The sequence below is a fragment of the Fibrobacterota bacterium genome (assembly GCA_019509785.1).
In the GTDB taxonomy this organism is placed as follows: domain Bacteria; phylum Fibrobacterota; class Fibrobacteria; order UBA11236; family UBA11236; genus Chersky-265.
Genome location: JAEKLQ010000030.1, coordinates 57,127 through 82,434 on the forward strand (window position 1 = coordinate 57,127; position 25,308 = coordinate 82,434).

The window sequence follows — 25,308 nt, forward strand, 5'->3', positions numbered from 1 at the left end:
CGGAATATGCCGATAGGGACACGCCCCCTCCTTAGCGCGGCGGTTTCTTCCCAGGATGGAAGCAAAACGATCCCTACTTCGTGGCGCCGCCCTGGCTGTGGCCCTTCTCGCTAGAAACGGTACGGGCCAAACCCTTTCGTATCCCGGTTGCGCGGATCTGAAAGCGGGCGATTTCCGTAAGACCTCGATAATGGATTTCACCGGCAGCGGTCGTACCAAATTCGCCATCGCCCAGGACGGACGAATCGTCGCCGCGGGGACAAGCGCCCAGGTCAGCGTATACGATCCCAAGACCGGCACGCAAATAGATGCCGGCAAGCCCGACAGCATCGGGGGCTACATCTGGGGCGTGGCCGGGATGGCGCTGGACCCCGGCTTCGTGACCAACGGCCGCATCTACCTCTACTCCTACAAGCCGCTCGCGGGTGACAGCCAGGAAGCCCAGATCCGCCGCTATACCCTCAAGAACAATGTTATGGATCCGGCCTCGGAGCGGCTCATGCTGGAGTGGGGCACGCAGAGGAACAACATGGACCATAGCGGCGGCGGCATGGGTTTCGATGCGGCCGGGAACCTATATGTGGGCATTGGCGAGAACGCCTATTTCTCGGGCATGTACGCGAACATCAATGAAACCGATCCTACGTTCAACGCCTTGCGATCTTCCGCCAATACCAACGACCTGCGCGGGAAGATCCTCCGGATCAAACCGAGGCCTTTTTCCGAGGACGATCCCGCCCCCGCCCCGGCGCCGGGAGGGACTTACGATATTCCCGCCGGCAATCTCTTCCCGCCGGGCACGGCCGGGACGCGGCCGGAAATCTACGTCATGGGTTGCCGCAATCCCTTCAGCCTGAACATCGATCCCGTTACGGGTTGGCTGTTCTGGGGGGAGGTGGGCCCCAATGCCACCACCGCGTCCGCCGATAAGGGCCCCGCGGGCAGGGAGGAATTCAACCTGTTCACCCAAGCCGGGAATGCCGGCTGGCCCATGTTCACGGGGCCTAACCTGCCTTACCCGAAATACGACTATGTCGCCAAAAAGACGGGTCCTCTCTTCGACTCGCTGGCCCCGGTCAACGATTCCAAATACAACACCGGTCTGCAAAACCTTCCGCCTACCCGCGGTTCCCTGGTCCAATACAGCCGGGAGGCTGGGTATAACCCCTGGCCGGGATTCACCGTGGGATCGGAAATCGTCCCCGTTGCCGGCCCTATCTACCGGTACAACGGCAGCCTTCCCGCCACCTACAAGCTGCCGCCCCACTTCGATGGCCACGCGATCATCACCGATTATTACATGAAATGGATAAAAGCCGTCGCCTTCGACGCGAAAGGGGAGAAGGCCGTAGACGTGCAGCCGGTATTCGCCGACCTGAGCTACAGTTCCGTCTCGGACATGAAAATCGGCCCCGATGGGGGTTTGTACATGTTCGAATACACGAGCCAATTGCTAAGCCGGGTGGAATACACGGGAACCTGCCTCCCCAGCGTAGCCATCAGGGCGCCTAACGGACTGGTTCGGGAGGGATCCTTGCCCGCCGTAATGACTGGCCGCAGCCGATTGGAGGTGCCCGCGGGATACTCCGGCTTCACCCTTTTCGACCTGGAAGGGAAGAAAATGTGGTCCTATCGGCGCGGCCTGAGCGAGGGTCCCGACGTCGCCGAGCTACCCGCCGGAACGGCGGATAAGGTTCTGTTGGTCCATTGGGAAGCGGCCAAGCCCCGATAACGGCGCGATCCGGCGGCCATCCAGCCGGAAAATCCGCATGGCAGCCTCGTTCATCTCGTCCCGGTAACGAACCGGATTCGCGATGGAAATCACCGGCTGCCCGCTCTTATACCCCTTCACCTTCATCGGCAATTTGTACAGCCCCCGGATCGTGACCATGTACAAGGTCTTGAAATCGGCGCCCCCGAAACCGATGTTGGTCATTTGCTGGCCCAGGATGGAGATTTCCCCCAGTGCTTTCCCGTCCGGATCGAATGCGTGCACCACGCCGGTCGAATAGGAAACCGAAAAGACGTCGCCCCTCTCATCCAGGGTGATCCCGTCGCAGGCCGCGACGGCGGAGAAGAACTTCCGGTTGGAAAGGGAATAGTCGGCGCCTACGTCGTAGGTGGTCACGGTATCGATCCCGAATTCGTGCAGGTAGAGCCGCTTCCGCTCCTCGTCCCACTCGATTCCGTTCGGCCTGCTGATGTTGGTGAACACCGTCTTCGTCTCGCCCGTGGCGGCATTGCGGAAAAAGACCGTGCTACCCATATAGTTGGTGAAGAACAGGTTGCCCTTGGAATCGCCCGTGACGTCGTTGAAGTCCTGCCCGGTCGCCTTGTACAGGGTGTCGGTCTGGTTGTCGAACGCGGCGCCCGCCTTGACGCGCACGATGGCGTGCTGCTGGCAGATGACGATCCGGTTCTGGGGGTCCAGCCACATCCCGCTGGGATTATCGGCGGCCTGCCGCCAGAATTTGGCGGTGTCCTGGCCCGCTTTCAACTGCATGGTTTTATTGCTCTGGGTTTGCTCGCCGAAGTAGACATTGCCTTGCCAATCGGCGACCACGCCTTCGCCGAACACGTTAGAGCCGCCGCCACCGGTGCGCGGGATCAGGACCGGCGTGCCCGGATCGGCGAGGTCGGGGCTGAGGGTGTGGGGCGATTGGGCGCCGGCGATGGCGGCCAAGGACAGGGCGGCGGCGAAGGCTTTAAGCGTGGATATGCGCATTGGATTTCCCTTGGTCATTGCCAGGGAAAGGTAATACGTTCGCCGGTTATGGGGTTCCCAAATGCTGCACGACCGCGAATGCGGGAGCGACCGCGGAGCGCAACGTAGACCGTACCGGACGGTACAGCCGGATTAGCCGATCATTTTTTCTTGAACAAATCCGAAAGCGCCCCGAGGTCGGCCGCGCCGCCATCCTTGCCGGTGGCCGCCTTCTGGTTCTCTTCCTTGATGCGCCGGAACACCTCTTCCCGGTGGATGGAGATCTCCTTCGGCGCCTCGATGCCCAGCTTGATGTTCTTCCCGTCCACTTCCATCACGGTGATGCAGACGTTCTCGTTGATGCGGATGGACTCTCCCACCTTGCGGGTCAGGATCAGCATTACGGTATGATCCGTTCCCGCAGCGAGTAGGCGTCGTTCTCGATGATGATCTGCTTGCCCACCCGATCGCGGATGTTGACGAAGAGCGGGCCCATCAGGTTGGCGGTGGATTCCACCAACGGCGTGCGCAGGGTGACGATGACGTAGAGCAGAAGATCCTTCGGATCCTTGATGTCCAGGGCCGCCAGGTCTTCCTTCTTGATCTTGGGCTGGTAATCGGGCCGGAAGGCGAGGGGATTGATGACGGCGAAGCGGATGTTGTTGCCTTCGTCCACGCATTCCATCCAATGGAAGGGCTGGTGCTCGGGCACGGACATGATGATGAACTTGCGCGCGTGTTCGAATCCGGGGAGGCCCGCCGAGAAGCGGATTACCTGGTCTTCGGTCCAGGGAACGCCGCTGGACGTGATTTTCTGTGTACTTGCCATCCTGATCCGGGTCCCTTCCGCGCTTTCCATTATCCTTCGGCCCGTCCTTTATTTCAAGAGTTCGAGAATGTGTTGCGGCGCCTGGTTGGCTTGCGCCAGCATGGAGGTGGCGCTCTGGGTGAGGATCTGGTTGCGGGTGAACTCCGTCATCTCCTTCGCGAAGTCCACGTCGCGGATGGCGGACTCGGCCGAAGTCATGTTGGTGTCTTGAACCTGCAGGTTCTTGACCGCATGATCGAGTCGGTTGATGACCGCGCCCAGGCTGGAGCGCACCATGCTCACCGAACGGATGGCCGCATCCACCGCGCCGATGGCGGCGAAGGCGCCATTGCGGTTGGTGATGGCGGTGAGGTTCGGGGGGATGCCGAGGGCCCCCAGGGTGATGGGCTGGATGGTCACGGGCAAGGTATCGATGGTGCCCAGGACGTTTCCGCCGTTGAAGTTTGCCCCGATTTGCAGGATGGAGCTGGTCCCGCCCATGGCCCCGAAGGATCCCGGTTCCCCGTCGAGCAAGGTCATGCCGTTGTATTGGGTGCTTTGGGAGATGCGTTGGATTTCCTGCATCAAGGACTGGAACTCCTGATCCATATAGCCGCGCTCGACGGTGGAAAAGGTGTCGTTGTCCGACTGGACCGCCAATTCGCGCATGCGCTGGAGCATGTCCGAAACCTCGCCGCAAGCGCCTTCGGCGATATTCAGCAAGGCGGTCCCGTCATTGGCATTGCGGATGGCCTGGGCGGTGCCGCGGATCTGGGTGCGGATCTTTTCGGAGACGGAAAGTCCCGCCACGTCGTCGGCGGCGCGGTTGATGCGCAGGCCCGTCGACAGCTTTTGCAGCGATGCGTCCAAGCCGTCGGTGTTCTGGGCCAACGAGTTCGATGTGATCATCGCCGTGATGTTATGGTTGATGCGGGTCATGCGTCCCTCCTTGGTCGGTCGGATGGGCCCAATTCCCTGGCCCCATCGCTGCAAAGAGGACAAAGCAAAGACAAAGCCAAATTTCTAATCACGCTAGGATGACCCTGGTCGCTTTGAATCGACCGGCGTTCCCCGGCGCGGCCAGGGGCCGAAAGGGCATTTTCTGCCGGGCCAGGCATGCCCGCTCTCCCTGGGGCTTCCGACCCTACGCAGGCGCAGATGCTGGCGGCACTGCGTGGGGAAAAACGCATAACCTTACGCTTGACGGAAAGCCGAGGCGGGGACGAGGGCGGAAAAGCCGGCCGCGCGGGAATTTTTTCGGAGATAAATTGGGGCATCGGCGCATATCGGCCGGTCCGGAGCGGGGGACGATCCGCTATCGTAAGCATCGATCGGAAGGGCAGGGCATGGAAATCAGGAAGGCTTTCGGCGTGATCATCGGGGTGGCTTTGGCGGCGCTTTCGCGGGGCGTCTGCGGGCCGAACGACACCGATTGGGTCCAGATGTTCAACCGGGTGGACTTGAAGGATTGGGACATCAAGTTCACCGGGCATCAGCTGAACGACAATTACAAGAACACCTTCTACGTGAAGGACAGCCTGCTGATGGTGGACTATAGCGGCTATACCGGCTTCAACAACGAGTGGGGGCATGCCATCAACAAGACGAAGGCGTATTCCTATTACCTGCTGCGGGCGGAATACTCGCCGGGCGCCAACCAGGTTTCCGGGGGCCCGAGCTGGGCGGTCCAGAACAACGGTCTGATGTTGCATTCCCAATCCATGGCCACCATGACCCTGAACCAGGACTATCCCATCAGCCTGGAGTGCCAGCTCAAGGGATCCAAGAACGGAGCGACCTTGAACCTCTGTACGCCGGGCACTGCCTATTACGCCACGGCTACCGGGGGTTCCGTAAACACCACCCACTGCACGGACATTTCGGCAAGCAGTAGCCCTTCACCGGCTGCCGATACTTGGGCTTGGGCATCGGCTTTGGTGATGAGCGATTCCATCATACGCCATTATAACGGAAAAGGCGCCGGGGGTACCCCCGTTCTCACCTATTACCGTCCCGTGTACTATACCGGGAACGTGAACAATCCACCCGCCAACACCCCTGCCAACGGGACAGCGCTCAAGAGCGGGTACATCGCCATCCAGGCGGAAACCGCGCCCTACCGCTTCCGCAGGATCGAGATCGTGAACCTGGAAGGCTGCATGACCGCGGGGAATCCCAACTACAAGAGCTATTTCGTTCACAACGATCCGGCGGCCTGCAACACCGTTAACGTCGGGCAGCCAGCGGGAGAAGACGCGCGTTTCGCGATCAGCCCGGCCTTCGCCACCTTCGCCCCCGCCCGCGAATCGCGCCGGATGGAAATCTTCGGAGGCGATGGCCGCAGGGTTTCCTCGCGGGAGGTCCCCTCGGGAGCGCGGGAAGCCGCCATGCCGGGACTGCCCGGAGGCGTCTATTACGTCAAGCTTTCGGCGGCGAATGGGTCCCTGACCCGGCGTTTGGCCGTCCCATGAAGCGCGTCCCAGGGTAACGTGGGGCCACGGTTCACAAGCCCAATAGCAGCACGTTTCCCTTACGGTTTACCAGCATCAGGATCTTGTTCCCCTTCTTCGCCTGGGCCATCGCCACGGCGAAGGCCTCGGCATCGTCCACGGCCACGCGGTTCACCTCCAGGACCACGTCCCCTTCATGCACGCCCGCCGTAGCCGCCCGGCTACCCGCCTCCACGGCGGTCACGACCACGCCTCGCCCCAGGGCCTTATCCAGGCCGAACCTTTGCTTTACTTCCCGCGACAGGCGGGCGACCGAGAGGCCGGCCGGATGCCGGGCATCCTCATCGGATTCGACGTGGGCGCCGGCTACGCGCTTCTCGTCACGCTTGGCGATACGCGTTTTGAAGTCCAGGGTAATGCCCTCCCGCAGTACCCGTACGTCCACGAATTGGTTGGGGATCAGCAGGGCGATACGGTTCAGCAGATCGCTGGCATCCTGGATCTCCGCATCGCCGACCTTCACGATCACGTCGCCGCGCTTGAGCCCCGCCAACTCCGCCGGGCTGCCCGGCACGACCCCGCCCACCAGCGCCCCACGCGGGGCTTGGCCGTCGTCGCGGGCCTTGAGCTTGAGGGACTGCGCGGCATCGGGATCGAGGGGCTGGATGGATACGCCCAGCCAGCCGCGCGTCACCTCGCCGTCGCGGATCAAATCGCGGGTGATTTTCTTGGCCATGTTGATGGGGATGGCGAAGCCGATGCCCTGGTAGCCTCCGCTGCGGGAAAAGATGGCGGTGTTGATGCCGATCAATTCGCCGGACAGGTTCATGAGGGCGCCGCCGGAGTTGCCGGGATTGATGGCGGCGTCGGTCTGGAGGAAGTTCTCGTAATTGTTGATGCCGGTATTCTTGCGGCCCTTGGCCGATATGATCCCGGTGGTGACCGTATGCGAGAGTCCGTACGGATTGCCCACCGCCAGCACCCATTCGCCGATGCGTAGCTTGTCCGAATCGCCCAGCGGCAGGGTCGGCAGCTTGCCCAGCTTGGCCTTGATCTTCACCACCGCCAAATCGCTGGGCTTGTCCGCGCCCACCACCGAGGCGATGTACTCGGTCTCGTCCGAGAGGCGCACCTTGACCCGGTCCGCCCCTTCGATGACATGGTTATTGGTCAGGATGTATCCGCCGGAACTGATGATCACTCCCGACCCGAGGCCGGTCTCCTTGCGGGACCGCAGGCCCGACCCCCCCTCCCTGGACGGGTCCCCGTCTTTCGATGCGCCGCCATCTCTCGAGGGGCCGCCGCCCCTGGACCCATCGGGGCTCCCGAAGAAATAATGGAAAGGCCCGTTCTCCAGATAATCGTCGTACCGGCCCGGTTCCGAGGCCGGAACGTCATGCTCGCTGGTGATGCTGACCACCGCCGGGATGGCCTTCTCGGCGGCGTCGGCGAAGATTTGCTGGAAGTCGTGCAGGCCCGGGGGCAAGCGCGGCTTGGCGGAGGCGGGCAAGGAATCGAATACGATGTCTTCACCCGTCGACGCATCTTCGCGTCCCGCGTCTTCAGGCCCGGGAGCGCTGGCGCCGGGTCGATCGGGACCCGGATCGGGATGTTCACCGCGGGCCGGCAGGATCTTGTCGGGACGGCAGGCGGACAAGCACAGGGCGCCTATGAAGAGGGCCGCGAAACGCGGGGCCGTGAGACAGGTGGTCGCGAGACGCGGGGCGGCGAAACGGGAAGGCATAACCCCAGTATACGACTAAGCCGGGCCGCGGGCCGCACCGCCCGAGACGATGAAGGCCAAGAGCTTGGCGCTTTCCGCCGAAGCCAGGGGCGTGATGCGGTCGCGGGGCACCAGCATCAGGTATCCGCCCATGTTGTACGACTGCGGCATATACACAGCCACGCGATCGGCGGCTTCGGGGATCATCTCCAAGGTATCGGCGGTGACGAAGCCCAGCAGCTTGATATCGCTTCCCGGCGGCGCGGGCGCCGTCTCGGTGCCTATGGGCAAATGCCCCAGGGCCACCATCACCGGGCGGTTGAACATCTTCTTTTCGCCCACGAAGGAATTGATCAAATCCTTGATGGAGAAATACATCAGCTTCACCACCGGCAGGCGCGACATGATGCGCTCGAACCAGGTGAACAGTTTGGAGAAGAAAATGTTGGAGGCCAGCGCGCCCACCAGCACGATGAAGAGGATGGTAATGACGAACCCCAAGCCAGGGATGGGAAGATGCAGCCATCCGTCGATCTTGGCGAAGACGGTGAAGATGACCCAAGCCGTGACGATGAGGGGCGCCAGGGTGAGGACGCCTTTGAGGAAGTTGCCGACAAGGCCCTTCATGAACCCGCGGGCCATCAGGTAATCTCGCGGACGCCGGAAGGCGACCCGACCAGCACGGTGGATTTGGCGGCATAACGGAGGAAGAGGCCGTGCCCGACCACGCCCGGCAAGGCGTTGAGGCCGGCGTCCAAGGCCTTCCAATCCGGCCCGGCGCCTGCGGCGCCTGAAAAAGTCACGTCCAGGATGAGGTTGCCGTTATCGGAGACCACGGGCCCATCCTTCCCGCCGGTCGCCATCCGCAGCACGGTTTGGCCGCCCAGGGCCCGGATCCCTTTCTGGACCAGGCGCGCGGCGGCGGGCATCACTTCCACGGGTACCGGGAACTTGGCGCCTAAGTGGGTCACGAGTTTTCCCTCATCCACGATGACGAGGAAGCGGTCGCAAGCCTCGGCCAGGAGCTTTTCCCCCACCATCGCCGCGCCCCGTCCTTTGATCAGCCCTTTCTCGGGGGAAACCTCGTCCGCGCCGTCGACATAGAGATCGATTCGATCGGCTTGATCCGGCGGCAACAAGGGAATACCCTCGGCTTTGGCGAGTAAGGAACAGGCGAAAGAACTGGAAACTCCGTATATGGAGAGCTTTTCATCACGGATCCGTCGGCCCAATTCCCGGATGAACCAGGTAGCGGTGGACCCTGTCCCCAGTCCCACTACCATGCCGTCCCGGGCTTCCGCCGCGGCCTTGAGGCCTACCATTTGCTTGGGGTCCAAGCCATCTCCTTGGATAAGGCTGAAGCGAAAATTTAGACTAATGCGCCTGGGCTCAAACGGGGGTTCCGGAAAATCGGGTTAAAAGGGCGGCAAATAAAACCACGTGCCCGGGAAGTCGCTTGCAATCGGAACCCAAAATCTTATCTTATGAGTCCCTCGAGTGGTGTCCGTTGCGCGGGTAATAACGGCCCATTCAATCAGGCCAGGGAGGCGGAGCTGAATCCGCCTCCCTGGCTCCTCGAATCGCACCTCAAAGCAAATAACCAGTCTGTCCGGGAAAATTGATAGCCATTAGTATGAATTCGTTGCTTGAAATCGTTGGCAGGAAATCGTTTCGAGTATCGATCGCGACGGCTTGTCTCGCTGCCGCCCTTCCCGCCTGGCCCTGGGGCGAGTTCGGCCATCAAGTGGTCGGCGCCTTGGCCGAAGACATGCTGACGCCCAAGGCCGAAGCGCAAGTGAAAGTATTACTGGGGCCAGAAGGCGGTGGTCCTACATCCCTGGCCGCCGCCTCCACTTGGGCCGATGAAATCCGCACCTTGCGGCCGGCGACCCGGCCCTGGCATTACATCACCTTCCAGATCGACGATGCCCATCCCGACGTCGCGCGCGCCGATACCCCGAATGCGGTCACCGCTTTGGATAAGGAAATGGCGGTGCTGGCGGATCCCGGCGCCGATCGCTACGCCCGCGAGGAGGCGCTGAAATGGGTAGTGCATCTGGTCGGCGATCTCCACCAACCGTTACACGCGGGCGAGGACCACGATAAAGGCGGCAACCTCGCGCAGGTGAAGGTGAATCGCCGCACCTATGCCTTGCACGCTGTCTGGGACTACGTGCTATTGGAACGCTTGCGGTTGCCCGTCGACAGCGTGAAGGCGATGCTGGAGCGCGAGATCGCCGCCGATCCCGCCTGGCTGTCCCGTAACGCGCAAGGTACCCCCTCGCGCTGGGCGATGGAGACCCACGCTTTGTCGCCCGCTTGCTATCTCCTGCACGGGAAGCGCATCCCCAAGGGGAAGAAAGTGCAATTGGATCGCGACTATGTGCGCGCCGCGACCCTGACCAGCCTGGCCCAGCTCAAGCGTGCGGGAGCGCGCCTGGCCTTCGTCCTCAATCGAGCCCTGGATCCCGGATCGGGACAACCCGCCGCGCGGGCCCCGCCCGGCGGGGCTCCCGGGGCCGCGGCCTATTTCACCCATGCGGACAGCCTGCGCGAAGGAGGGGACGATGACGAAACGGCTTCGACCCCCGCCGTACCGAAGGCAGGGCATGCGGCCAAGGCCAAGCGCGGGAATACCGAACTTGCGCGCTACGCCTGGAGCGCCAACTCCAAGGTGTACCATTACTCCGGGTGCGCGGACGTGAAGCGGATCCGCAAGAAGAACCTGGTTACCTCCGACATCCCTCCGCCGGATAAAACGCTCCATCAAGGTTGCCCCCGGCCTTGACGATTCGCTGACCTTTCCCTGATCATTAGCAGACCCCCGCGCCCCGTCCTTACGGGCCGCGCAGGCGGCTCTTGGTATCTTGCGAATCGGAAACGGCCCCAAGTGCCTCCATCTTAGGCCTTTTCCCGGTTTGGCTTTTTTGCGTCCGTAACCGCTTTCGCGCGCGTGCCGGCGCGAGGTGGTAATAAACGGATGTTTGCCGATATAATCAAGGTAGTGCGCCTTTTCTACCCTGGATCGATTTCCTTCCGCCCCGCGGCCGCCTGGCTGCCCGCGGCCGCCCTATTGGCCGGCTGCTTGGGCCATGCGCCCGGTGATCGCGCGCCGGCGGGGGCCAAGGAGACGGCGATGGAAAAGAACGTCGATCCCGCCGCGGATCCGGACCCGGACGGGAACCCTTTGGCGGGCAACGCCAAGGCCTTCGGGATCTATCAGTGGAACAAGGACTCCACCTACCAGGCCGGTTTGCAGGGGGAAATCGACGCCTTGGGCATCAGCCCCACCTACGCCATGTACTTCGTGGATCGGGACATGGGTTTCCCGAAGGACATCGTCGCCTACAATTCCCGGCGGGGCATCAAGAGCGTGCTCTCCCAGGAATTGGTCCGTTACGCGGATCACGGGGACACGCATACGCTCGACTCCATCCTGGCCGGGCGCTGGGACGGCTATTTCCGCCGCTTCGCGAAGGACGCGCGGGCGGCCCGGGACATCATCTACTACCGCTTCGGCTACGAGATGAACGGCGACTGGCAGGCATGGGGCGAGCAGCCGGACAAGTTCACGAAAGCCTGGCGGAGGGCGTGGAAGATTTTCCGCGAAGAGAAGGCCGACAACGTGCGTTGGGTATTCAGCGCCAACGTGGTGTGGGGCGATCGCACGGTGAAGAAGGATCTGCTCCCGTATTATCCCGGCGACAAGTACGTGGACGTGGTGGGCCTGGACGGTTACAACTTCGGGGACAATCATTCGCGGTACCACCGCTGGAAATCCTATGCCGACGTTTTCCGGACCTCGCTGGACGCGCTAAAGACGCATTTCCCGGAGAAGCCGCTTTGGATCACCGAGATCGGCTGCGCCGAGGGGCCGGGCAAGGCGGAATGGATCCAGGATTTCTTCGCGCACTTCAACGCCGATCCCGCCATAAGGGTATTCGTCTGGTTCAACGAGGACAAGCAATACGCCGGCGAACCCAATTGGCGTTTCGACAGCGACAAGGATTCGGCGGAGCGTTTCCGGAATTGGGCCATCTACAACAATTCCATCACCATGTTTTCGTTGCCGTCGGTGGGGCAAGTTGCGGCGGCGGAGTTGTCGCGGACGGCGGACGCCGCCCCCGCTGCGGATGCAGCGCCGCTCAACCCCGGTGATTCTCCCGCAGCAGGTCGTTCACCGTCTTCACCGGATTGAACGTCTCCAGCGGCGCTTCCACGAAGACCGTATTCCAATAGGCCATCGATCCGTTCCATAGGCCCGGCAGCTCCAGGGCTTTCAGCGGCTTTCCGTCCTTCGATTTCTCCGAGATGAGCGCGGCCGAGGGATCCACGAAGTCCTGCAACTGGTAAGGCCGGCCCTCGGGATCGCGCAGGGCGCAAGCGATGTCCACCGGATTGAAATGCGTGGCCGATTCCAGGATCTTCCGTTGCGCCGATTGGGAAAGGTCCACTTGCGCGGTTTCGACGATTTGCGGCCGCAGGCTGCCGTCGGGATGCCGCACCCAGAAGGGACCGCCGCCGGGCTCGCCGGTGTTCCTGACCATGGCGCATACGCGTAAGGGTCGGGCGAAGGCGCGCGCCAGCCATGCGGCCTTGGCCGCGACCGCCTCCGCGTTCGCGGGCGGGGCCTGCAAAGGCGCCGGCGGAACCGCCCCCAGGCGTTGACCCGCGAAAAAGGCGGCTTCTTCCACCAGGCGGAGGTCCGGGTCGGACGCGAGCGCGCGGCTGTAGGCGTGGATGCGTTCCTGCATATGCGCCAGGTAGCCGCCCAGCACGCGGCGGAAAGCCAAGACCGGCGCGCGCCGCGACTCGGGAACCACGTTATCGATGTTCTTGATGAAGACCAGGTCCCCGCCGGTATGGTGGAGGTTTTCCAGTAAGGCCCCGTGGCCGGCCGGCCGGAAGAACAGGCGCCCATCCGCATCGCGGAAGGGTTGGTTCTCCGCGTCGGCGGCGAGGGTGTCCGTGGACGGTTTCTGGGTGGAAAGGCTGATCTCGAAACGCACGCCTTCCGCTTCGTAGGGGCGCCGCGCCCGATCCAAGGCGGCCAGGATGGCGGCCTCGTGCTCGGGAGAGACGGTGAAGTGGAGGCGGCACCGGCCGGCCGCATCGCGGCCAAGCGCGAAGGCTTCCGCGAGATGCTCCTCCAGCGCCAAGCGCGGACCTTGGGGCGAAGCGTGGAAGGGGATCAAGGCCTTGGGTTGGTCGGCGTAACCGAGACCCTGGGGACCCAGCAAGGCGTCCAACCAGGTTCCGTAGTCCCCGGCCGCCAAGCTGGCTTCCGGATCCGCGCCGGATCGGGCCACCGCCGCGCGCAGGGGAGGATAGAAGGCGAACTCGCGCACGTGGGTGAACCATTCCCAGGTTTCGCGCGCATCGGCGTTGCGATGGGCTTCCTTGGCCAGGCCAGCGAGATCGGGTCGATCGGAGCGTTGCCGGATGGCGGACAAGCCCTTGAACATGCGGGTGGCCGCGCCCGAGGCGGGTACGAAAAAAAGGCAACGGCCCTGGGCGGCTGCGGCGGAGCAGAGGGCCGCGAGGTTATCGGCCTCCGCTTGCGACAAGCGGACGATGCCATCGTTGACGGTGCAGGGGCGATCGAGGACGGTCGGCCTGCTCCCCGCGCGGAAGGCCTCGAGTTGGGCCAGCGCGCGCTCTTCCGTGAGGCCATGGGCGTGCAGTTGGGCGCGATCCCTCTCGGCGAAGACGTGGGAGGGATCCAGGGACGGCTTCAGCCTTGCCTCCCGGAGCGGGCGAGCACCTCATGGACCCGGGCCGCCAGGCGGTCTTCGCGGATGCGTTCCAGGAAGGCCACCGCGAACCCCATGGCGATGCGCCCCGGCATGCGGCGGCGAAACGCGTAGCACAGGGCCGACAGGGCCAGGGATAACGCGGCCCCGCCCCGCATCCATGCCGCCTCGTTCCGCTTTTCCATGGGAGAGAAGATAAATATCCGCCGGCCCGGCGCCAGCGCCAGAGCGCCCCGGCGGGTTGCGGGAATGCCGCCTCAATCCAATCGGCGCAGGAACAGCCCGTACTTGAAGATCACCCATAAGGCCCGGAAGCCGTCTTTCATCCGGATTTTCCTGCCTTCCTCGTAGGCGCGCCCATGGTAGTCGATGAAACCGCTATCCCCAACCGCGGTACAAGAAACGCGTCCGCGAGCGGGCGGGTTTACGGGCCTTATCGGGTCGGCTTCCGCAGCTCGCTTCCTTGAGGAAGGTAAAACGATCGTGATCGCGCGTCAGGCGGGCGTAGGCGTCCAGGCGGCTTTCCACGAAGCGACGCCGCAGGGCCTTGCCCCCGAACCAGCGTTGCACGAAAAGGACGTCGCGGTTGGTGCCGAAGAGGCTGTCCAAACCCGAGGCCGTGTATTCGCGGGCCGGAGGCGGAGGATAACGATCCTCCATGGCCATGGCGACGGCGCGCAAGGAATCCATTTCGCCGCAAAGGCCTTCGTGATCGAATCCCTCCATGAGGATCTCCATCGCGGGCAGATGGCCGGGATACCACTCCAGCATGGAGCGGGCGTATTTGGCGCTGGAATCGTACCGATCCAAGGTCGAGTAGAGCCGGGCCAGGGATTGATCGCGCCGTTTGGGATCGGGAGCGAAGTTCTGCACGTACTCTATCCTCTTGACCGCATCCTCTTCGCGGCGGAAACCGGCCATCACGCGCGCATAGGCGTAATTGGCTTCCTCGTTGGTAGGATTCAGGTGTAGCGCCTTCACCAGATAATCCGTGAACCCCCGGCTGTCGCTCTCTTCCGCGGCTTCCGCTTTGAGCGTCCAATGATCCGAGAGCAGCTCGGGAACGCGCAGGGACAGGTGCAGGCAGGCTAATGCCGCCAGCGCGCCGCCCGCAAGATTCCGGGCCACGATGGGGATGCGCCGGGCCGGCAGGCCCGCGGCCAAGAAGGACCAACCGTATCCGATGAGGGCCCAAAAGGCCATACGCGCCGGGGCCTGTTCCAGGACGGCGGAGAAGCAACCCATGAGGCATAAGGCGGCGAGCGAGAAGAAAGCGTACTTCGCCTCGATGCGCCACTCGCGGTAATACGTTCTCGCCAGGCCATAGGCGGCCCCGAAAATGAGCATCAGCTCCAAGATCAGGTAGACCGCGCCGCCTTCGGCGAGCGCTTCCAGGAAATGGTTCTGCGCGTGGAACAGGATGGGAAGGTCGGCAGAGGCGGCTTGGGCCGGCCAGGGGCCTTGGAAGGGGACCGATGCGAAGCGGAAGCCGCCGATGCCGCCGCCGAAGTACGGCTGCGCCAACCAGGTGCGCCAGGCCGAGGACCAAGCCCAGGGCAGGAAACCCGGCGAGGACGGGGCCAGGGCGGCGGCCATTTTCCTCATCTGCATCTCGGGAAGATTGATCCAGGCCAGCCCCAGGCTCAAGGTGATGCCGGTGATCCAGGCCAACCGTTCGATGCGCGGTTCCCGGCCATCGAGCTTGACCGACAGGAACAGTAGCGGCAGGAAGCAGGCGAAGAAGGCGCCTTGGGCCAAGCGCGAATCGACCAGCAGTAAGGTGAGCAACACCAGCAGGCTGGAGCAATAGAGCAGCACTTGCACCGGACGCTTCGGATCGCGATTCTTCTCCATCAGGTAGAAGTGCAGGAAGGCGCCCAGGATGAGCATGCAACCGAACAAATGCTTGTCGGCGAAGAAGGAGGTGGCGTAATAGCTGGCGGCGGCGTCGAGGCGTCCCAGCGTACCAGCGGGCCCCTCCCCCAGGTGCGAAAGGGTCAGCATGTCCAATAGGCCGCGCAATACGCACAGGAGCACCAGCGGCGGCATAAGCCATTTCTGGGCCAGGGGCGCGCGCACGAATCCCAGCAGGAAAGCCAAGAGCAGCCCTACCAGGGCCACTGCGGTTTCCTGGAAGACCGCCAGATGGGAGATGCGGAAGTAAGCGAGCAGCCAGAAACAGAGGAAGGGAACCAGGGCGCGCGAGGCGCGCAAATGGGGCAGGTAGAGCAGGGCCAGCACGGTCATCCCAAGCAACATGAGGGGGGCTTTAAGGTCGCCTGGATGCGGTAACGCGGAAGAGATGGCGAGGGCGCCGGCCCAGGTGAGGACCAATGCGAGGAAGACGAGGGTTTTCTTTAAACGCATGGGCATGGGGGGCAAAAAAAAGGACCCGGAGAATTCCGGGTCCCGAAGGACATTATATCACCCAATCGGTCAGAAGTTGGGGATGTAGGTCTGGCAATTCGCGTCCAGGTTCGATTTATCATGCGCGAAGACATCGGTAGCGGGAGTGTAGTCGGAAAACATATTCTTTCCGGCCGTGCAAGCGCCGTAACCGGCGACGGTTTGCGCGGTAAGCCGCGTGGCCGTAGGGGCTACGATGGTATAGTTCCACCACTTGCTGACCGGGGTCTGGAAGCCGATTACGGCAGGGAGGCCGCCGCCGCCGGTCTCTTGCGAATAGGCGCTGTTCAAGGTTTCCCAGTTGGCCATTACGCCAGGGGCTTCCGCCGCCTTCGCCTTGGCGCTTACCCCGAACATCTTCGGAATCGCCAGCGCGGACAAGATACCGATGATGACGATCACGACCATAAGCTCGATTAAAGTGAATCCCTTTTGCATTTTCCGGTTCTCCTGTTCATGGGTTAACATAATTTACTTCGACCTTTCCTTTTAAGTTATCCGCCGGCTAGGTTTCCGGCTCGTGCCAAGTCCTAGAAATTGGGCGTGTAGCTCAGGCAGGTACCATGCGAGGTGCTATGGTCGGCCAGGTCAGTCGTGGCATTATATATCGAAATGAATTGGTCTCCTACGGCGCAGTTGCCGAAAGCGACAGGGGGCGTTGCGGTCATGGTACCGGCCGCGGTGTTGCCATCATAAGTGAACCATTTTGATTCGGCGCCCGGATTGTGGAAACCGATGGCAGCTTCGTCGCCGACCGATCCCCGCTCCTGGATGTACGCGCTTTGCAATGATTCCCAGTTCGAGATGACGGTCGGAACCTCGGCGGCTTTGGCCTTCGCGCTCGTGCCGAACATCTTCGGCACCGCAAGAGCCGACAAGATACCGATGATGACGATGACTACCATCAGCTCGATGAGGGTGAACCCTTTTTGAAACTTCATTCGCTACTCCTTTTGCCAAGTTTGGGGATGGCCCAATTTATGGTCCATCTTAGCGTTTCTCCCGTGGCCTGGGCAAGCGTAAGGGCGATGCCAAGGATGCCGAGACCAGGGAAAGGCCGGATTCAAGCGTTCCAGCCCGTTCGCCTCCAAAAGCCCTACCGCGGAACTGGCGCCCTATTTCGCAATCTGCGAATGGGGATCGGGAAATGCGAAGCGGGACCAGCGGCGGAAGGGGAATTTGCGGTAGGAATTCGCGGACCGCTCCGCTCATTTCTCCAATAAATCAATGAGGCGTCGACCGGCGGCATCCACGCTGTCGGTCAGGTATTGATGCATCACCCCCAGCCCTACCATCTGGATGGAGGGTTCGTAGGAGACTTCCTGGAGGATTTTGTTGATCATCTCGCGGCGCTTTGGTTCGGGTTGCGGCCCGCCAGGATAAAGCCGCAATATCTTTTGCACGAAGATTTCGCGGTTGATGGCATTGCTGGAATTCAGCCATCGATCCACTAGAAAGGCGAGGGCCACCTTGCGGCCGCCGCCTTTCGATAAGAAAGTGGCGCACAGGGTGCGGATATGATCGGGTACATCCGCGTCCAATGTCACCGGCCGGAGGTACTCCGCCGCCGCCGCGTAACCGGAATCGAGTCCCAATCGCGCCATGGCCGCATACACCCGGAGCTTCCAGTCCTTGGGAAATTGCCCGATGCCGCGGTCGAGCAGGGCGAGGGATTGCCGCAGCTGCCCCTTGTTTTTCGCGAGCGCGGTCCCGCTGAATTCATAGACCTGGTAGAACCTCGGGTTGAGCTGGGAGATGATGTCCAACATATGCCCCAGCCAGGCGTCGCTCTTCCCGCTGAGGTAGGCGTCGGCGAAGTACATCATGGCATCGATCCATAGAAGATCGGCCGCCGCCTCGTCGAAATCCAGCACCATAGGCTTCAGGAGTTTGCCCGAAGGCAAATAGGTCAACTTTTCCTCGTTCCAATCCGCTGACTTAGTATCATCGGCCTGGCGCACCAACCACATCGAAGCCGCAAGCAGCAGGGCGAGGAAGATCAAACCAAGCCAGGTACGATCGCGCGCTGGGGGCGCGGAAACGGGCGCTTCCATGGGGGCCAGTATACAATACCCCTTTTCCGGCCTCAAGCCGCGGCTTGGCTCACCCCGATTTAAGGGCTCTTAGGGGGAGCTTTCCCCTTGGACGGCTCCTGGCAGCAGCGAAAGCCCACGAAGGGATAGCGCACCGCCGGATAGAAACTGAACTTGGCCAAGGCGCAGGTGGCTTCGTTGCCGGTGGTCCAATTGCCTCCCGCCACCATGAAGAAGTCCGGATCGGATGCGGGAGTGGAAGTCCATTCCCACAGGTTCCCCGCCATGTCGTAGACGCCGTAATAGGATCGGCAAACCGGAAAGCGGCCGGAGCGCGCGGCCTCGGTCTCTTTGGCGGGGCAATCGTTCTCACGGTAACGCGCGCCGTACGGGTAGGCATCGTGGTCGGGCCCCTGGCAGGCCTCTTTCCATTCCGACGCGGTACACAGGCGTTTCCCCGCCGCGCGGCAGGAATCCTCCGCCTCCTTATGGTTCACGAAGGCGCGCGGGATCGATCCTTCGCTATCCGGCCATTCGTACTTGTCCATGCAAACCGCGCCCGCGGCCGAGGTCACGGGCACGCTCTCGCCCGCGCAGTCGCCCGGGTTCCGCTCGATCACGTAGTCCACGCGGATAGGCTGGGCCTGCCGCCCCAAGGAATCGATTCCGGAAATCCAGAGCGTCGCGTTCCGCTTGAAGACCAAGGTGTCTTCGTACGATTTGAAGTTGATGCTATCGGTGAGCGAGTACAGCACCACGCAGCCTTGCCTACAATGCAGGGTCACCCGCACCGAATCGAAATGGCGGCCGCCCCAGGGATCGGCCCATAGGTAGGGTCCCGAATCCGCCGGCGCCAGTACGCGGGCTTTAGCCGAGTCGGGGGACTTAGGCATGACGGGCGGTTTCGGTTTGGGTGCGGTGGGTTTAATCGGCTTGGGCGCCGGGGGCGCAGGCAGGGTTTCCGGCTTTGGCGCGGGAGGTTCGGGGGCGGGCCCCGCGTGCCCGCTTGGAGCGACGGTTGCCGGGGGAGGAGGCTCGGTTTGGCAGCGATGGAGGATCAGGGCCAGCAGCAAGATCAGGAGGAAAACCGTCGCGGCAAGCCAGCGGCGGCGGGGCGGCTTTCCGTCGGAAGTTCCGGCGGGACCGGAAGAACCGGCGGCCGGCGGGGTCGGAGGCGCGCTGTCCATGCGCGGGGTAAGATAGAAAGCCCATTTTCTATTTTCCTCCCATGCTCCGCGAACAGGCCGAAAGCCTCATTTCCGAATACGCCGCGTCCGAACATTTCCTGTTGCTCGAAGGGCCGGCCAAGGACCAAATCGAAAGCCTGCTCGGGGCCTTCTTCCGGGAAGCGGCCGCCCGCGGCCCGGAAACTCTCGCCGATCTCAAGGCCAAGCACGTTGAAGCGGTCTTGTTGGAAGCCATGCCGCGCCTGGATCTTCCCGCGGAAGCGAAGCGAGACGTACCCGATCAACTGGAAGCCTTCTTCGCCTTCCTGAAGGACTCGGGGCGCTTTCCGCCCGCTGGGGCCTGGCGCATGTGCGTGGAAACGATAAAGCCGCGCTACCTGGCGGGACTGCGGGCCAATGGCTCGGCGAAGGGGACGACCTTCAAAAAGCAATACACCGACGTGGGCCGGAACGATCCTTGCCCGTGCGGCAGCGGGAAGAAATTCAAGAAGTGCTGCATGGAGTTGATCCAGTAGCTTCCCTCGGCGCGCCGCCCGCGGCCTTGACAGGGCCCTGGGGAATTCCCATCTTTAGGCCCCTGCATTCGGCCGGGTTCGTCCCGCCGGATAATCGCCCGTGCCCGGGTGGTGGAATTGGCAGACACGCAAGATTCAGGTTCTTGTGATCGCAAGGTCGTGGGAGTTCGACTCTCCCCTCGGGCACCAACTTCCCTCTCAGGCAAATCCCCGTAGAACCAGAACTTAAAAGCCCAAAAGGGCCGTCAACGATACCGCATGGGATGCGGCGTGCCCGCAGAGGCGGTGGCTGATTTCGTGCATGATATCTGTTTCTTTCCGGCCTTTTGATTTAATATATGTTTAAATATGGTTTAATATGGTTTAAACTATATTATAATATGTCTTATGAAGATCCGAAAAACATACCCGTCCCCTGTCGAAAAAGCCCTTAAAAGGCTCGGGATCGATCTTTCCGAAGCACGCCGCCGTCGCCGCATTCCCGCGGCTCTCTTGGCTGAGCGTGCCGGAATCCACGTCCTGACGCTCAGTAAAATCGAACGCGGCGATCCCGGAACCTCCATGGGCGCATATGCGAGCACCTTGTTTGCCTTGGGCTGGATAGACGCTCTAGGCAGCCTTGTGGACCCGGCAAAAGACGCTCTGGGACTGTCCCTAGAAAGCGAACGGCTACCCCAGCGGGTCCGGTTGCCGCGGACACGGTAGAAACGGCGCAATGGAACGGATGATTTATGTCCACGTTGATTGGCAAGGCCAGCCGGTATTGGCCGGGCGGCTTTGGATGCGCATGCGAAAAGAAAAGCCTTCCGCCTCTTTCGAATACGATGCCGCCTGGCTGAAGCGGCCCGAGAAGTTTTCCTTGGATCCGGCCCTCGCCGCAGCTCCGGGCCCCTATCATACCGTGGCGGACCAAGCCGTATTCGGGACCATCGGCGATTCAGCGCCCGACACCTGGGGCCGAAAATTGATGCGGCGCGCGGAACGTATCGACGCCAAGAAAGAGGGCCGACCGGCTCGCACCTTGGTGGAGGCGGATTTCCTCTTGCAAGTGGACGACAGGTCCCGTCAGGGCGCCCTTCGCTTTTCCGAAATTCCTTCGGGACCTTTCCTAGCGGTTCCGGATGCCTCTCCGGTTCCCCCATTGATTGCGTTGCCGAAACTCCTTAAGGCCACTGAACGGCTTGAAAAGGAGGAGGATGGGACAGCCGACTTGCGACTCCTGCTCGCTCCAGGCTCTTCCCTCGGAGGAGCCCGGCCGAAGGCCTCCATCCTGGATCGGAATGGGCGATTGTCCATTGCCAAATTTCCGAAGCCGGATGACGATTATGACACTGTGCGCTGGGAAGCAACGGCCTTGGCCCTGGCGGCCCGCGCGAAAATCCCTGTTCCAAGCTGGCGACTCGAACTGGTGAACAAAAAGCCCGTACTCATTCTGGGCCGCTTTGACCGGAACGCCGCCGGTCGCATTCCCTTCCTATCCGCCATGAGCATGCTTGGGGCCAAGGACGGGGAGCAGAGAAGCTACCCGGAAATCGGCGATTGCCTGCGTCGATTCGGGGCAAACCCCACCGAAGACCTTCGCGCGCTCTGGCGGCGCATGGTCTTTAATATTCTGATATCGAACACGGACGATCATTTGCGCAACCATGGATTCCTCTATGAGGGGCAGCGCGGATGGCGCCTTTCACCGGCTTATGATTTGAATCCGATACCCAGCGATATCAAACAGCGGATCCTATCCACTGCTATTTTTGAGGACGACGCCCAAGCCTCCATGGATACGGCGTTCTCAGTAGCGGACCGATTCGCCATGACTCGACAAGAGGCGGCGGGTATTGCGCGCGAAGTCGGGAAAGCGGTCTCGAACTGGCGGGAGGAGGCGAAGAAGACTGGGCTTGGGGCGGGGGCGCAGGAGCGGATGGAGTCGGCATTTGAGCATGAGGATGCCGCTTTGGTCTTGAAGGGGGAATAAGCGTAATTCTCTCAGCGCTGCCCGAACTTCAATAAACCGCGAGGCTCCGGGTCCGGCTCTCTCCGCCGGCCGTTAGGCGTAGATAATATACGCCTTTAGGGAGATCCTCCCGCAATCGGGCGGAATGCCCGCCCTTATCGAAAGCGCCGCGCAACAAGACGGATTCCTTGCCCCGGACATCGCATAAGCTTAAGCTGATTTCGGCCCTGTTCCGGAGGAAGAAGGAGACGCGGTCGCCGGGATGGAAGAGCGACCCCAGGGGAAAACCGGTTTCCGGCTGACGGCTTGAGGGGCGGAGATCGGTCGGCAATTCAGACAAGCGGAGTTTCCACACCTCGCCGCGGGCTCCGACGAACAGGGTGGAATCGTACACCATCATGGAATAAAGATCGCCTTTGATCGATCCGTTGTCGATCCGCGTCCAATTGTCCCCGCCGTTCCGGGAACAGAATACTCCGCCCGTGGCTCCAGCGAACAAGTAAGGGCCGCTGGCCAAGAGCGAGTAGACATCCGGTTGCGTCAGGCCGTTGTTGATCAGCGTCCAGGTAAGGCCATTGTCCCGCGAGCGGTAGATGCCGTCATTATACCTGAAGCCCGCGGCGAACAATTGGGAGCCGCTCATCGCAAGGTTTTGGCTGCGGCCTACCGCGAGCGAATCGTTCATCTCGGTCCAGGAATCGCCGCCGTCCCCGGAGCGGAAAATGCTCCCCATCGATCCGGGGGCATTCAAGGTCCCGGCGATGAGGATGGACCCGTTGACCAGAAAGGAGCTTACGCGCTTGAGCGTCAAACCGTTATTAATCGGGGTCCAGGACCGGCCGTTGTCGGGCGAGCGGAAGACTCCGGAATCATCCGTTGCGACGAATAGGGTGTTAGCCCCGACCCCGAGGATGGGAAAAACGGAGGTGGGCAGGCCGGCGCTGGCATCGGTCCAGGTTTCGCCGTTGTCTTGGGTGCGGAGTACTTTCCACGCGACAACGGCGGCGTATACGCCGGAGCCGTTGGCCGCAACGGAATTGACGGTGTTGTCCAGCCCCAGGTTCGTGATATGCGTCCAGGTGTTCCCGGTATCATCGGAGCGGAAAAGCCCTCCCACGGTTGCGGCGAAGATGGACTTGCCGCTCACCGCGAAGGAATAGAAATACTCCGCTTCCGGCACATCGCTTCGCTTCCAATCCGCGCGGCCCGGCGCGGCGGCCATCAGAATGGATGCCAACAGTCCGCCAAGTCGAACCATGTCCAGCCCTCCGCGTCGCTTTTCCGAAATGTACTTCGAAAATTAGGGGAGACAGTTCGCGTTCCGCTTCACTAGATTTTGACCCCAGAAAAAGGGGTCTAAATGTCAAAACGGGTATTAGGGCTGGCGGCGGCGGCGCTGTTGGCCGCTTGCGGGTCCAACCAAGCGCTCCTGGCGCGGCGCAACCAGAGCGAAGCGCAACAACTACAGCAATATTGCCACAAGGCCGGAGTGAACAATCCCCAGACCGCCAAGGCGGATCAAACTTTGCAGTCGGCTACAGCGCATCTCGCCGATGGCAAGGAGGAGCAGGCGGCGTCGGAATCCGATTTGGCCGCAACCTTGTATCGGCTGGCGCTGGCCAGCAAAGAGCTTTCCGACGTGCAAGCCCAGGTGGAAGATCTGAAGAAGGGTCTCGCCAAGGATAAGGACCAGCTGCAGACCTATCAGGAAATCCTGAGCGAGATGAAAGCGACGAGGAAACCATGAACAGCATCATCCGTAACATCGCCGTTACCTGCGCTTTGGCCTTGGGCTTAGGGCTTCCGCGCCTCGCCGAAGCCGCGGCGCCCGCGGCGGCAGTCAAGAAGACCGTGGATCCCCTCACGGAACAGGAAGCGCGCCTGGACGCCGCGCTCAAGGATCTCGATCCCAATTCGGCCCCTCCCGATCTGGTGCCGGCCGCCCGCGCCCGCATCCAAGAGGCCCGCGCCCTTCTCAAGGACGATCCCAAGAGCAAAGATGCCCCCGGTTGGATCGCCGCCTGCTCTTTGATGACCGAAGCGGCGGTGGTACAGGTCCATGGCGAACAAGCCCGTTCCGAGCGCGTCCGCCTGCAGGACGAACGCATCAAGACGCAAGCGGAACTGGTGGCCACCCAGGACGAAATCTTCAAGCTGGAACGCGGATACGCCTCCAGCCTCAAGGCCGATTTGGATGATCAGAAGAAGAAGGCCGCCGACGCCAAGGAGGACGCGGAAAAGCGCTTCAGCCAGTTGAACAGCGCCTTGATCCAGGTTTCCCGGGACGCGCGCGGCACCATCATTTCCATGTCGGACATCCTTTTCGACGTGGGCAAGGCCACCTTGACGCAAGATCTGAAGACCAACTTGGCCAAGATCGCCGGCATCCTTACCATTTATAAGGACGCGAACGTCCAAGTGGAAGGCCACACCGATAATGTGGGAGGCGAGGAGTACAACCAGAAGCTATCGGAGAAGCGCGCTGAAAACGTGATGCAGTTCCTGGTCACCCCGGGCGGCATCGCCCAGACCCGGCTCACTTCCATGGGCTATGGTTTCTCCAAACCCATCGCGGATAATGCCACCAAGGAAGGCCGCCAGAAGAACCGGCGCGTCGACTTGGTGATCATGGACAAGAAGACCCCGTAAGACCCGCTTCGCGCGGGTTGATTGTAAACACTCAACGGCCCGCAGAGGTCCGCTTTCAAAAGGGAGAAGAGGATGAACAAGGTAATCGGATGGATGGTAGGAGGCTTAGGGCTGGGGATGTTGCTCATGGCCTGCGGCGGATCGGACTCCCCCACGGGCCCCGGCACCGGGGGAGCCTTGACGGAAGCGGCCTTGATCGGAAAATGGAATATCACCACCACCCACTATACGGGCTGGCAAAACGATAGCGCCGGCAACAAGAAAACCGTGGATTCGACCGACACCTTCCCCTCCGGCATCAATACCGCGGAGTACAAAAGCGACAAGTCCTTCATCCAGAGCCTGGGCGGGTTTGGGTTTAACGGGACCTGGTCGATCAAGGGGGATTCCCTGATAACCATCTCCACCTTCTTCGGCATTACCGATACGACGTCCGCCTACGTTGTCATTAATGGCAACTCGGGCACCTATACCACCCATCAGGTGGATTCCGAACAAGATCTCGTGGTCACCTCGTCGGCGACCAAGCAATAACGGGCCTGGGGGCTGCCGGTTCAAACCAGGCAGCCCACCTTGCCCTGGACCTTGCGCTTAAAGCGGGTAAGCCTGCGGGTGACCGCCACGCGGGATACCCCCAAGGTGGTCGCGATCTGGGAGTGCGTCAACCCCTGATGCATCACCAGCCCCAGTACCTTACGTGTTACCGGGTCGGCGAATTCGATCAGACGCCCCACGGCCACCCGGGAGCACGGCTCTTCCCACCTGTCTTCGGCCTCCTCGTTCTCCCGATCGGACAGGAAATTCAATAGGCCCAGCTTTTCCCGGCCGCGCGCGGCCAAACGGCTTAGGCACTGGTTGATGGCGATACGGGTGATCCAAGTCATGAGATGGCTGCGCCCTTCGAAGCTGTCCAGCCCCCGGTAGGCGCGGATGAAGGCCTCTTGGGCCATCTCCCGGGCGTCGTCCCAGTCCTTCATATAGCCATAGCAGACATAGGTCACTTTCCGTTGGTATTTACGGAAGAGCTCGTTCAACAGCTGGTCCTTGTCCGTTTGACTCTTGTTTACCGATTCGGAGCTTGCATGCAGCACGTCTAAGGTTGTCATTTTTCCGTTCCTCCGATTCCTGG

General features: G+C 61.8%; 24 protein-coding genes, 1 tRNA gene and 1 pseudogene. 10 read left to right on the forward strand and 16 right to left on the reverse strand.

The window, feature by feature from the left end; genetic code table 11:
- Positions 1 to 190: 190 nt before the first annotated feature.
- The gene (locus tag JF616_07365; GenBank protein ID MBW8887563.1) at positions 191 to 1,732 is read left to right on the forward strand and encodes a PQQ-dependent sugar dehydrogenase; all 1,542 of its coding nucleotides are present in this window, start codon (positions 191 to 193) and stop codon (positions 1,730 to 1,732) included.
- Here JF616_07365 and JF616_07370 read toward each other — a convergent pair.
- From JF616_07370 to JF616_07385, 4 genes are all read right to left on the reverse strand, one after another.
- Positions 1,670 to 2,725, reverse strand: a complete 1,056-nt coding sequence (locus JF616_07370) for an SMP-30/gluconolactonase/LRE family protein (protein ID MBW8887564.1) — start codon at positions 2,723 to 2,725, stop codon at positions 1,670 to 1,672. The genes JF616_07365 and JF616_07370 overlap by 63 nt on opposite strands.
- Positions 2,726 to 2,865: 140 nt before the next feature.
- Complete coding sequence (gene csrA, locus JF616_07375) at positions 2,866 to 3,105, reverse strand: carbon storage regulator CsrA (GenBank protein MBW8887565.1); 240 nt, start codon at positions 3,103 to 3,105, stop codon at positions 2,866 to 2,868.
- Complete coding sequence (locus JF616_07380) at positions 3,105 to 3,533, reverse strand: flagellar assembly protein FliW (GenBank protein MBW8887566.1); 429 nt, start codon at positions 3,531 to 3,533, stop codon at positions 3,105 to 3,107. The genes csrA and JF616_07380 overlap by 1 nt, the downstream gene beginning before the upstream one ends.
- A gap of 48 nt (positions 3,534 to 3,581) precedes the next feature.
- On the reverse strand, positions 3,582 to 4,451 hold the full coding sequence (locus JF616_07385) for a flagellin (protein MBW8887567.1): 870 nt from the start codon (positions 4,449 to 4,451) through the stop codon (positions 3,582 to 3,584).
- Between the two features lie 407 nt (positions 4,452 to 4,858).
- Here JF616_07385 and JF616_07390 point away from each other — a divergent pair, with 407 nt between their 5' ends.
- Positions 4,859 to 5,983: a DUF1080 domain-containing protein gene (locus JF616_07390; protein MBW8887568.1), complete on the forward strand. Its 1,125-nt coding sequence runs from the start codon at positions 4,859 to 4,861 to the stop codon at positions 5,981 to 5,983.
- Between the two features lie 31 nt (positions 5,984 to 6,014).
- Here the strand turns inward: JF616_07390 and JF616_07395 are convergent, their stop codons facing one another.
- The 3 genes from JF616_07395 to rpiA are packed head-to-tail and all read right to left on the reverse strand — an operon-like array spanning position 6,015 to position 9,007.
- A complete protein-coding gene (locus JF616_07395) occupies positions 6,015 to 7,706 on the reverse strand; it encodes a DegQ family serine endoprotease (protein ID MBW8887569.1) in 1,692 nt (563 codons plus the stop codon).
- Positions 7,707 to 7,721: 15 nt separating this feature from the next.
- On the reverse strand, positions 7,722 to 8,312 hold the full coding sequence (locus tag JF616_07400) for a DUF502 domain-containing protein (GenBank protein MBW8887570.1): 591 nt from the start codon (positions 8,310 to 8,312) through the stop codon (positions 7,722 to 7,724).
- Positions 8,313 to 8,326: 14 nt separating this feature from the next.
- Positions 8,327 to 9,007: a ribose-5-phosphate isomerase RpiA gene (gene rpiA, locus JF616_07405; GenBank protein MBW8887571.1), complete on the reverse strand. Its 681-nt coding sequence runs from the start codon at positions 9,005 to 9,007 to the stop codon at positions 8,327 to 8,329.
- A gap of 320 nt (positions 9,008 to 9,327) precedes the next feature.
- Here rpiA and JF616_07410 point away from each other — a divergent pair, with 320 nt between their 5' ends.
- Positions 9,328 to 10,473 carry a S1/P1 nuclease gene (locus tag JF616_07410; protein ID MBW8887572.1) on the forward strand — a complete coding sequence of 382 codons (1,146 nt, stop codon included), beginning with the start codon at positions 9,328 to 9,330 and terminating at the stop codon, positions 10,471 to 10,473.
- 192 nt (positions 10,474 to 10,665) lie between these two features.
- Positions 10,666 to 11,883, forward strand: coding sequence for a hypothetical protein (locus JF616_07415; protein MBW8887573.1), 1,218 nt, complete (start codon positions 10,666 to 10,668; stop codon positions 11,881 to 11,883).
- On the opposite strand, the gene JF616_07420 is transcribed toward JF616_07415, so the two are convergent.
- From JF616_07420 to JF616_07450, 7 genes and pseudogenes are all read right to left on the reverse strand, one after another.
- The gene (locus JF616_07420; protein ID MBW8887574.1) at positions 11,831 to 13,423 is read right to left on the reverse strand and encodes a DUF4301 family protein; all 1,593 of its coding nucleotides are present in this window, start codon (positions 13,421 to 13,423) and stop codon (positions 11,831 to 11,833) included. The two genes, JF616_07415 and JF616_07420, sit on opposite strands and share 53 nt — an antisense overlap.
- Positions 13,420 to 13,623 (reverse strand): hypothetical protein, encoded by a 204-nt coding sequence (locus JF616_07425; protein ID MBW8887575.1) that lies wholly within the window; start codon positions 13,621 to 13,623, stop codon positions 13,420 to 13,422. Before JF616_07425 ends, JF616_07420 begins: the two co-directional genes overlap by 4 nt.
- Before the next feature lie 193 nt (positions 13,624 to 13,816).
- Entirely contained in the window at positions 13,817 to 15,811 is a 1,995-nt protein-coding gene (locus JF616_07430; GenBank protein ID MBW8887576.1) for a hypothetical protein, read from the reverse strand.
- 393 nt (positions 15,812 to 16,204) lie between these two features.
- Positions 16,205 to 16,312: pseudogene (locus JF616_07435) on the reverse strand (prepilin-type N-terminal cleavage/methylation domain-containing protein).
- Positions 16,313 to 16,374: 62 nt separating this feature from the next.
- Entirely contained in the window at positions 16,375 to 16,785 is a 411-nt protein-coding gene (locus JF616_07440; protein ID MBW8887577.1) for a prepilin-type N-terminal cleavage/methylation domain-containing protein, read from the reverse strand.
- 267 nt (positions 16,786 to 17,052) lie between these two features.
- Complete coding sequence (locus tag JF616_07445; protein MBW8887578.1) at positions 17,053 to 17,898, reverse strand: hypothetical protein; 846 nt, start codon at positions 17,896 to 17,898, stop codon at positions 17,053 to 17,055.
- Between the two features lie 59 nt (positions 17,899 to 17,957).
- Positions 17,958 to 18,770 carry an SUMF1/EgtB/PvdO family nonheme iron enzyme gene (locus JF616_07450; GenBank protein ID MBW8887579.1) on the reverse strand — a complete coding sequence of 271 codons (813 nt, stop codon included), beginning with the start codon at positions 18,768 to 18,770 and terminating at the stop codon, positions 17,958 to 17,960.
- 335 nt (positions 18,771 to 19,105) lie between these two features.
- Between JF616_07450 and JF616_07455 the strand changes: the two genes are divergently transcribed.
- The 3 genes from JF616_07455 (at position 19,106) to JF616_07465 (ending at position 21,551) form a co-directional block, all read left to right on the forward strand.
- Complete coding sequence (locus JF616_07455; protein MBW8887580.1) at positions 19,106 to 19,579, forward strand: SEC-C domain-containing protein; 474 nt, start codon at positions 19,106 to 19,108, stop codon at positions 19,577 to 19,579.
- A 102-nt stretch (positions 19,580 to 19,681) separates the two neighbouring features.
- Positions 19,682 to 19,768 (forward strand) — tRNA-Leu (locus JF616_07460).
- Between the two features lie 526 nt (positions 19,769 to 20,294).
- Positions 20,295 to 21,551 (forward strand): type II toxin-antitoxin system HipA family toxin, encoded by a 1,257-nt coding sequence (locus JF616_07465; GenBank protein ID MBW8887581.1) that lies wholly within the window; start codon positions 20,295 to 20,297, stop codon positions 21,549 to 21,551.
- A gap of 28 nt (positions 21,552 to 21,579) precedes the next feature.
- Here JF616_07465 and JF616_07470 read toward each other — a convergent pair whose 3' ends face one another.
- Positions 21,580 to 22,788, reverse strand: coding sequence for a hypothetical protein (locus tag JF616_07470; GenBank protein MBW8887582.1), 1,209 nt, complete (start codon positions 22,786 to 22,788; stop codon positions 21,580 to 21,582).
- 102 nt (positions 22,789 to 22,890) lie between these two features.
- Between JF616_07470 and JF616_07475 the strand changes: the two genes are divergently transcribed.
- The 3 genes from JF616_07475 to JF616_07485 all read left to right on the forward strand — a co-directional run bounded on the left by JF616_07475 (position 22,891) and on the right by JF616_07485 (position 24,713).
- Entirely contained in the window at positions 22,891 to 23,277 is a 387-nt protein-coding gene (locus JF616_07475) for a hypothetical protein (protein ID MBW8887583.1), read from the forward strand.
- A complete protein-coding gene (locus tag JF616_07480) occupies positions 23,274 to 24,179 on the forward strand; it encodes an OmpA family protein (protein MBW8887584.1) in 906 nt (301 codons plus the stop codon). Before JF616_07475 ends, JF616_07480 begins: the two co-directional genes overlap by 4 nt.
- A gap of 72 nt (positions 24,180 to 24,251) precedes the next feature.
- Positions 24,252 to 24,713, forward strand: a complete 462-nt coding sequence (locus JF616_07485) for a hypothetical protein (protein ID MBW8887585.1) — start codon at positions 24,252 to 24,254, stop codon at positions 24,711 to 24,713.
- A 20-nt stretch (positions 24,714 to 24,733) separates the two neighbouring features.
- Here JF616_07485 and JF616_07490 read toward each other — a convergent pair whose 3' ends face one another.
- On the reverse strand, positions 24,734 to 25,285 hold the full coding sequence (locus JF616_07490) for an RNA polymerase sigma factor (GenBank protein MBW8887586.1): 552 nt from the start codon (positions 25,283 to 25,285) through the stop codon (positions 24,734 to 24,736).
- Positions 25,286 to 25,308: the final 23 nt, after the last annotated feature.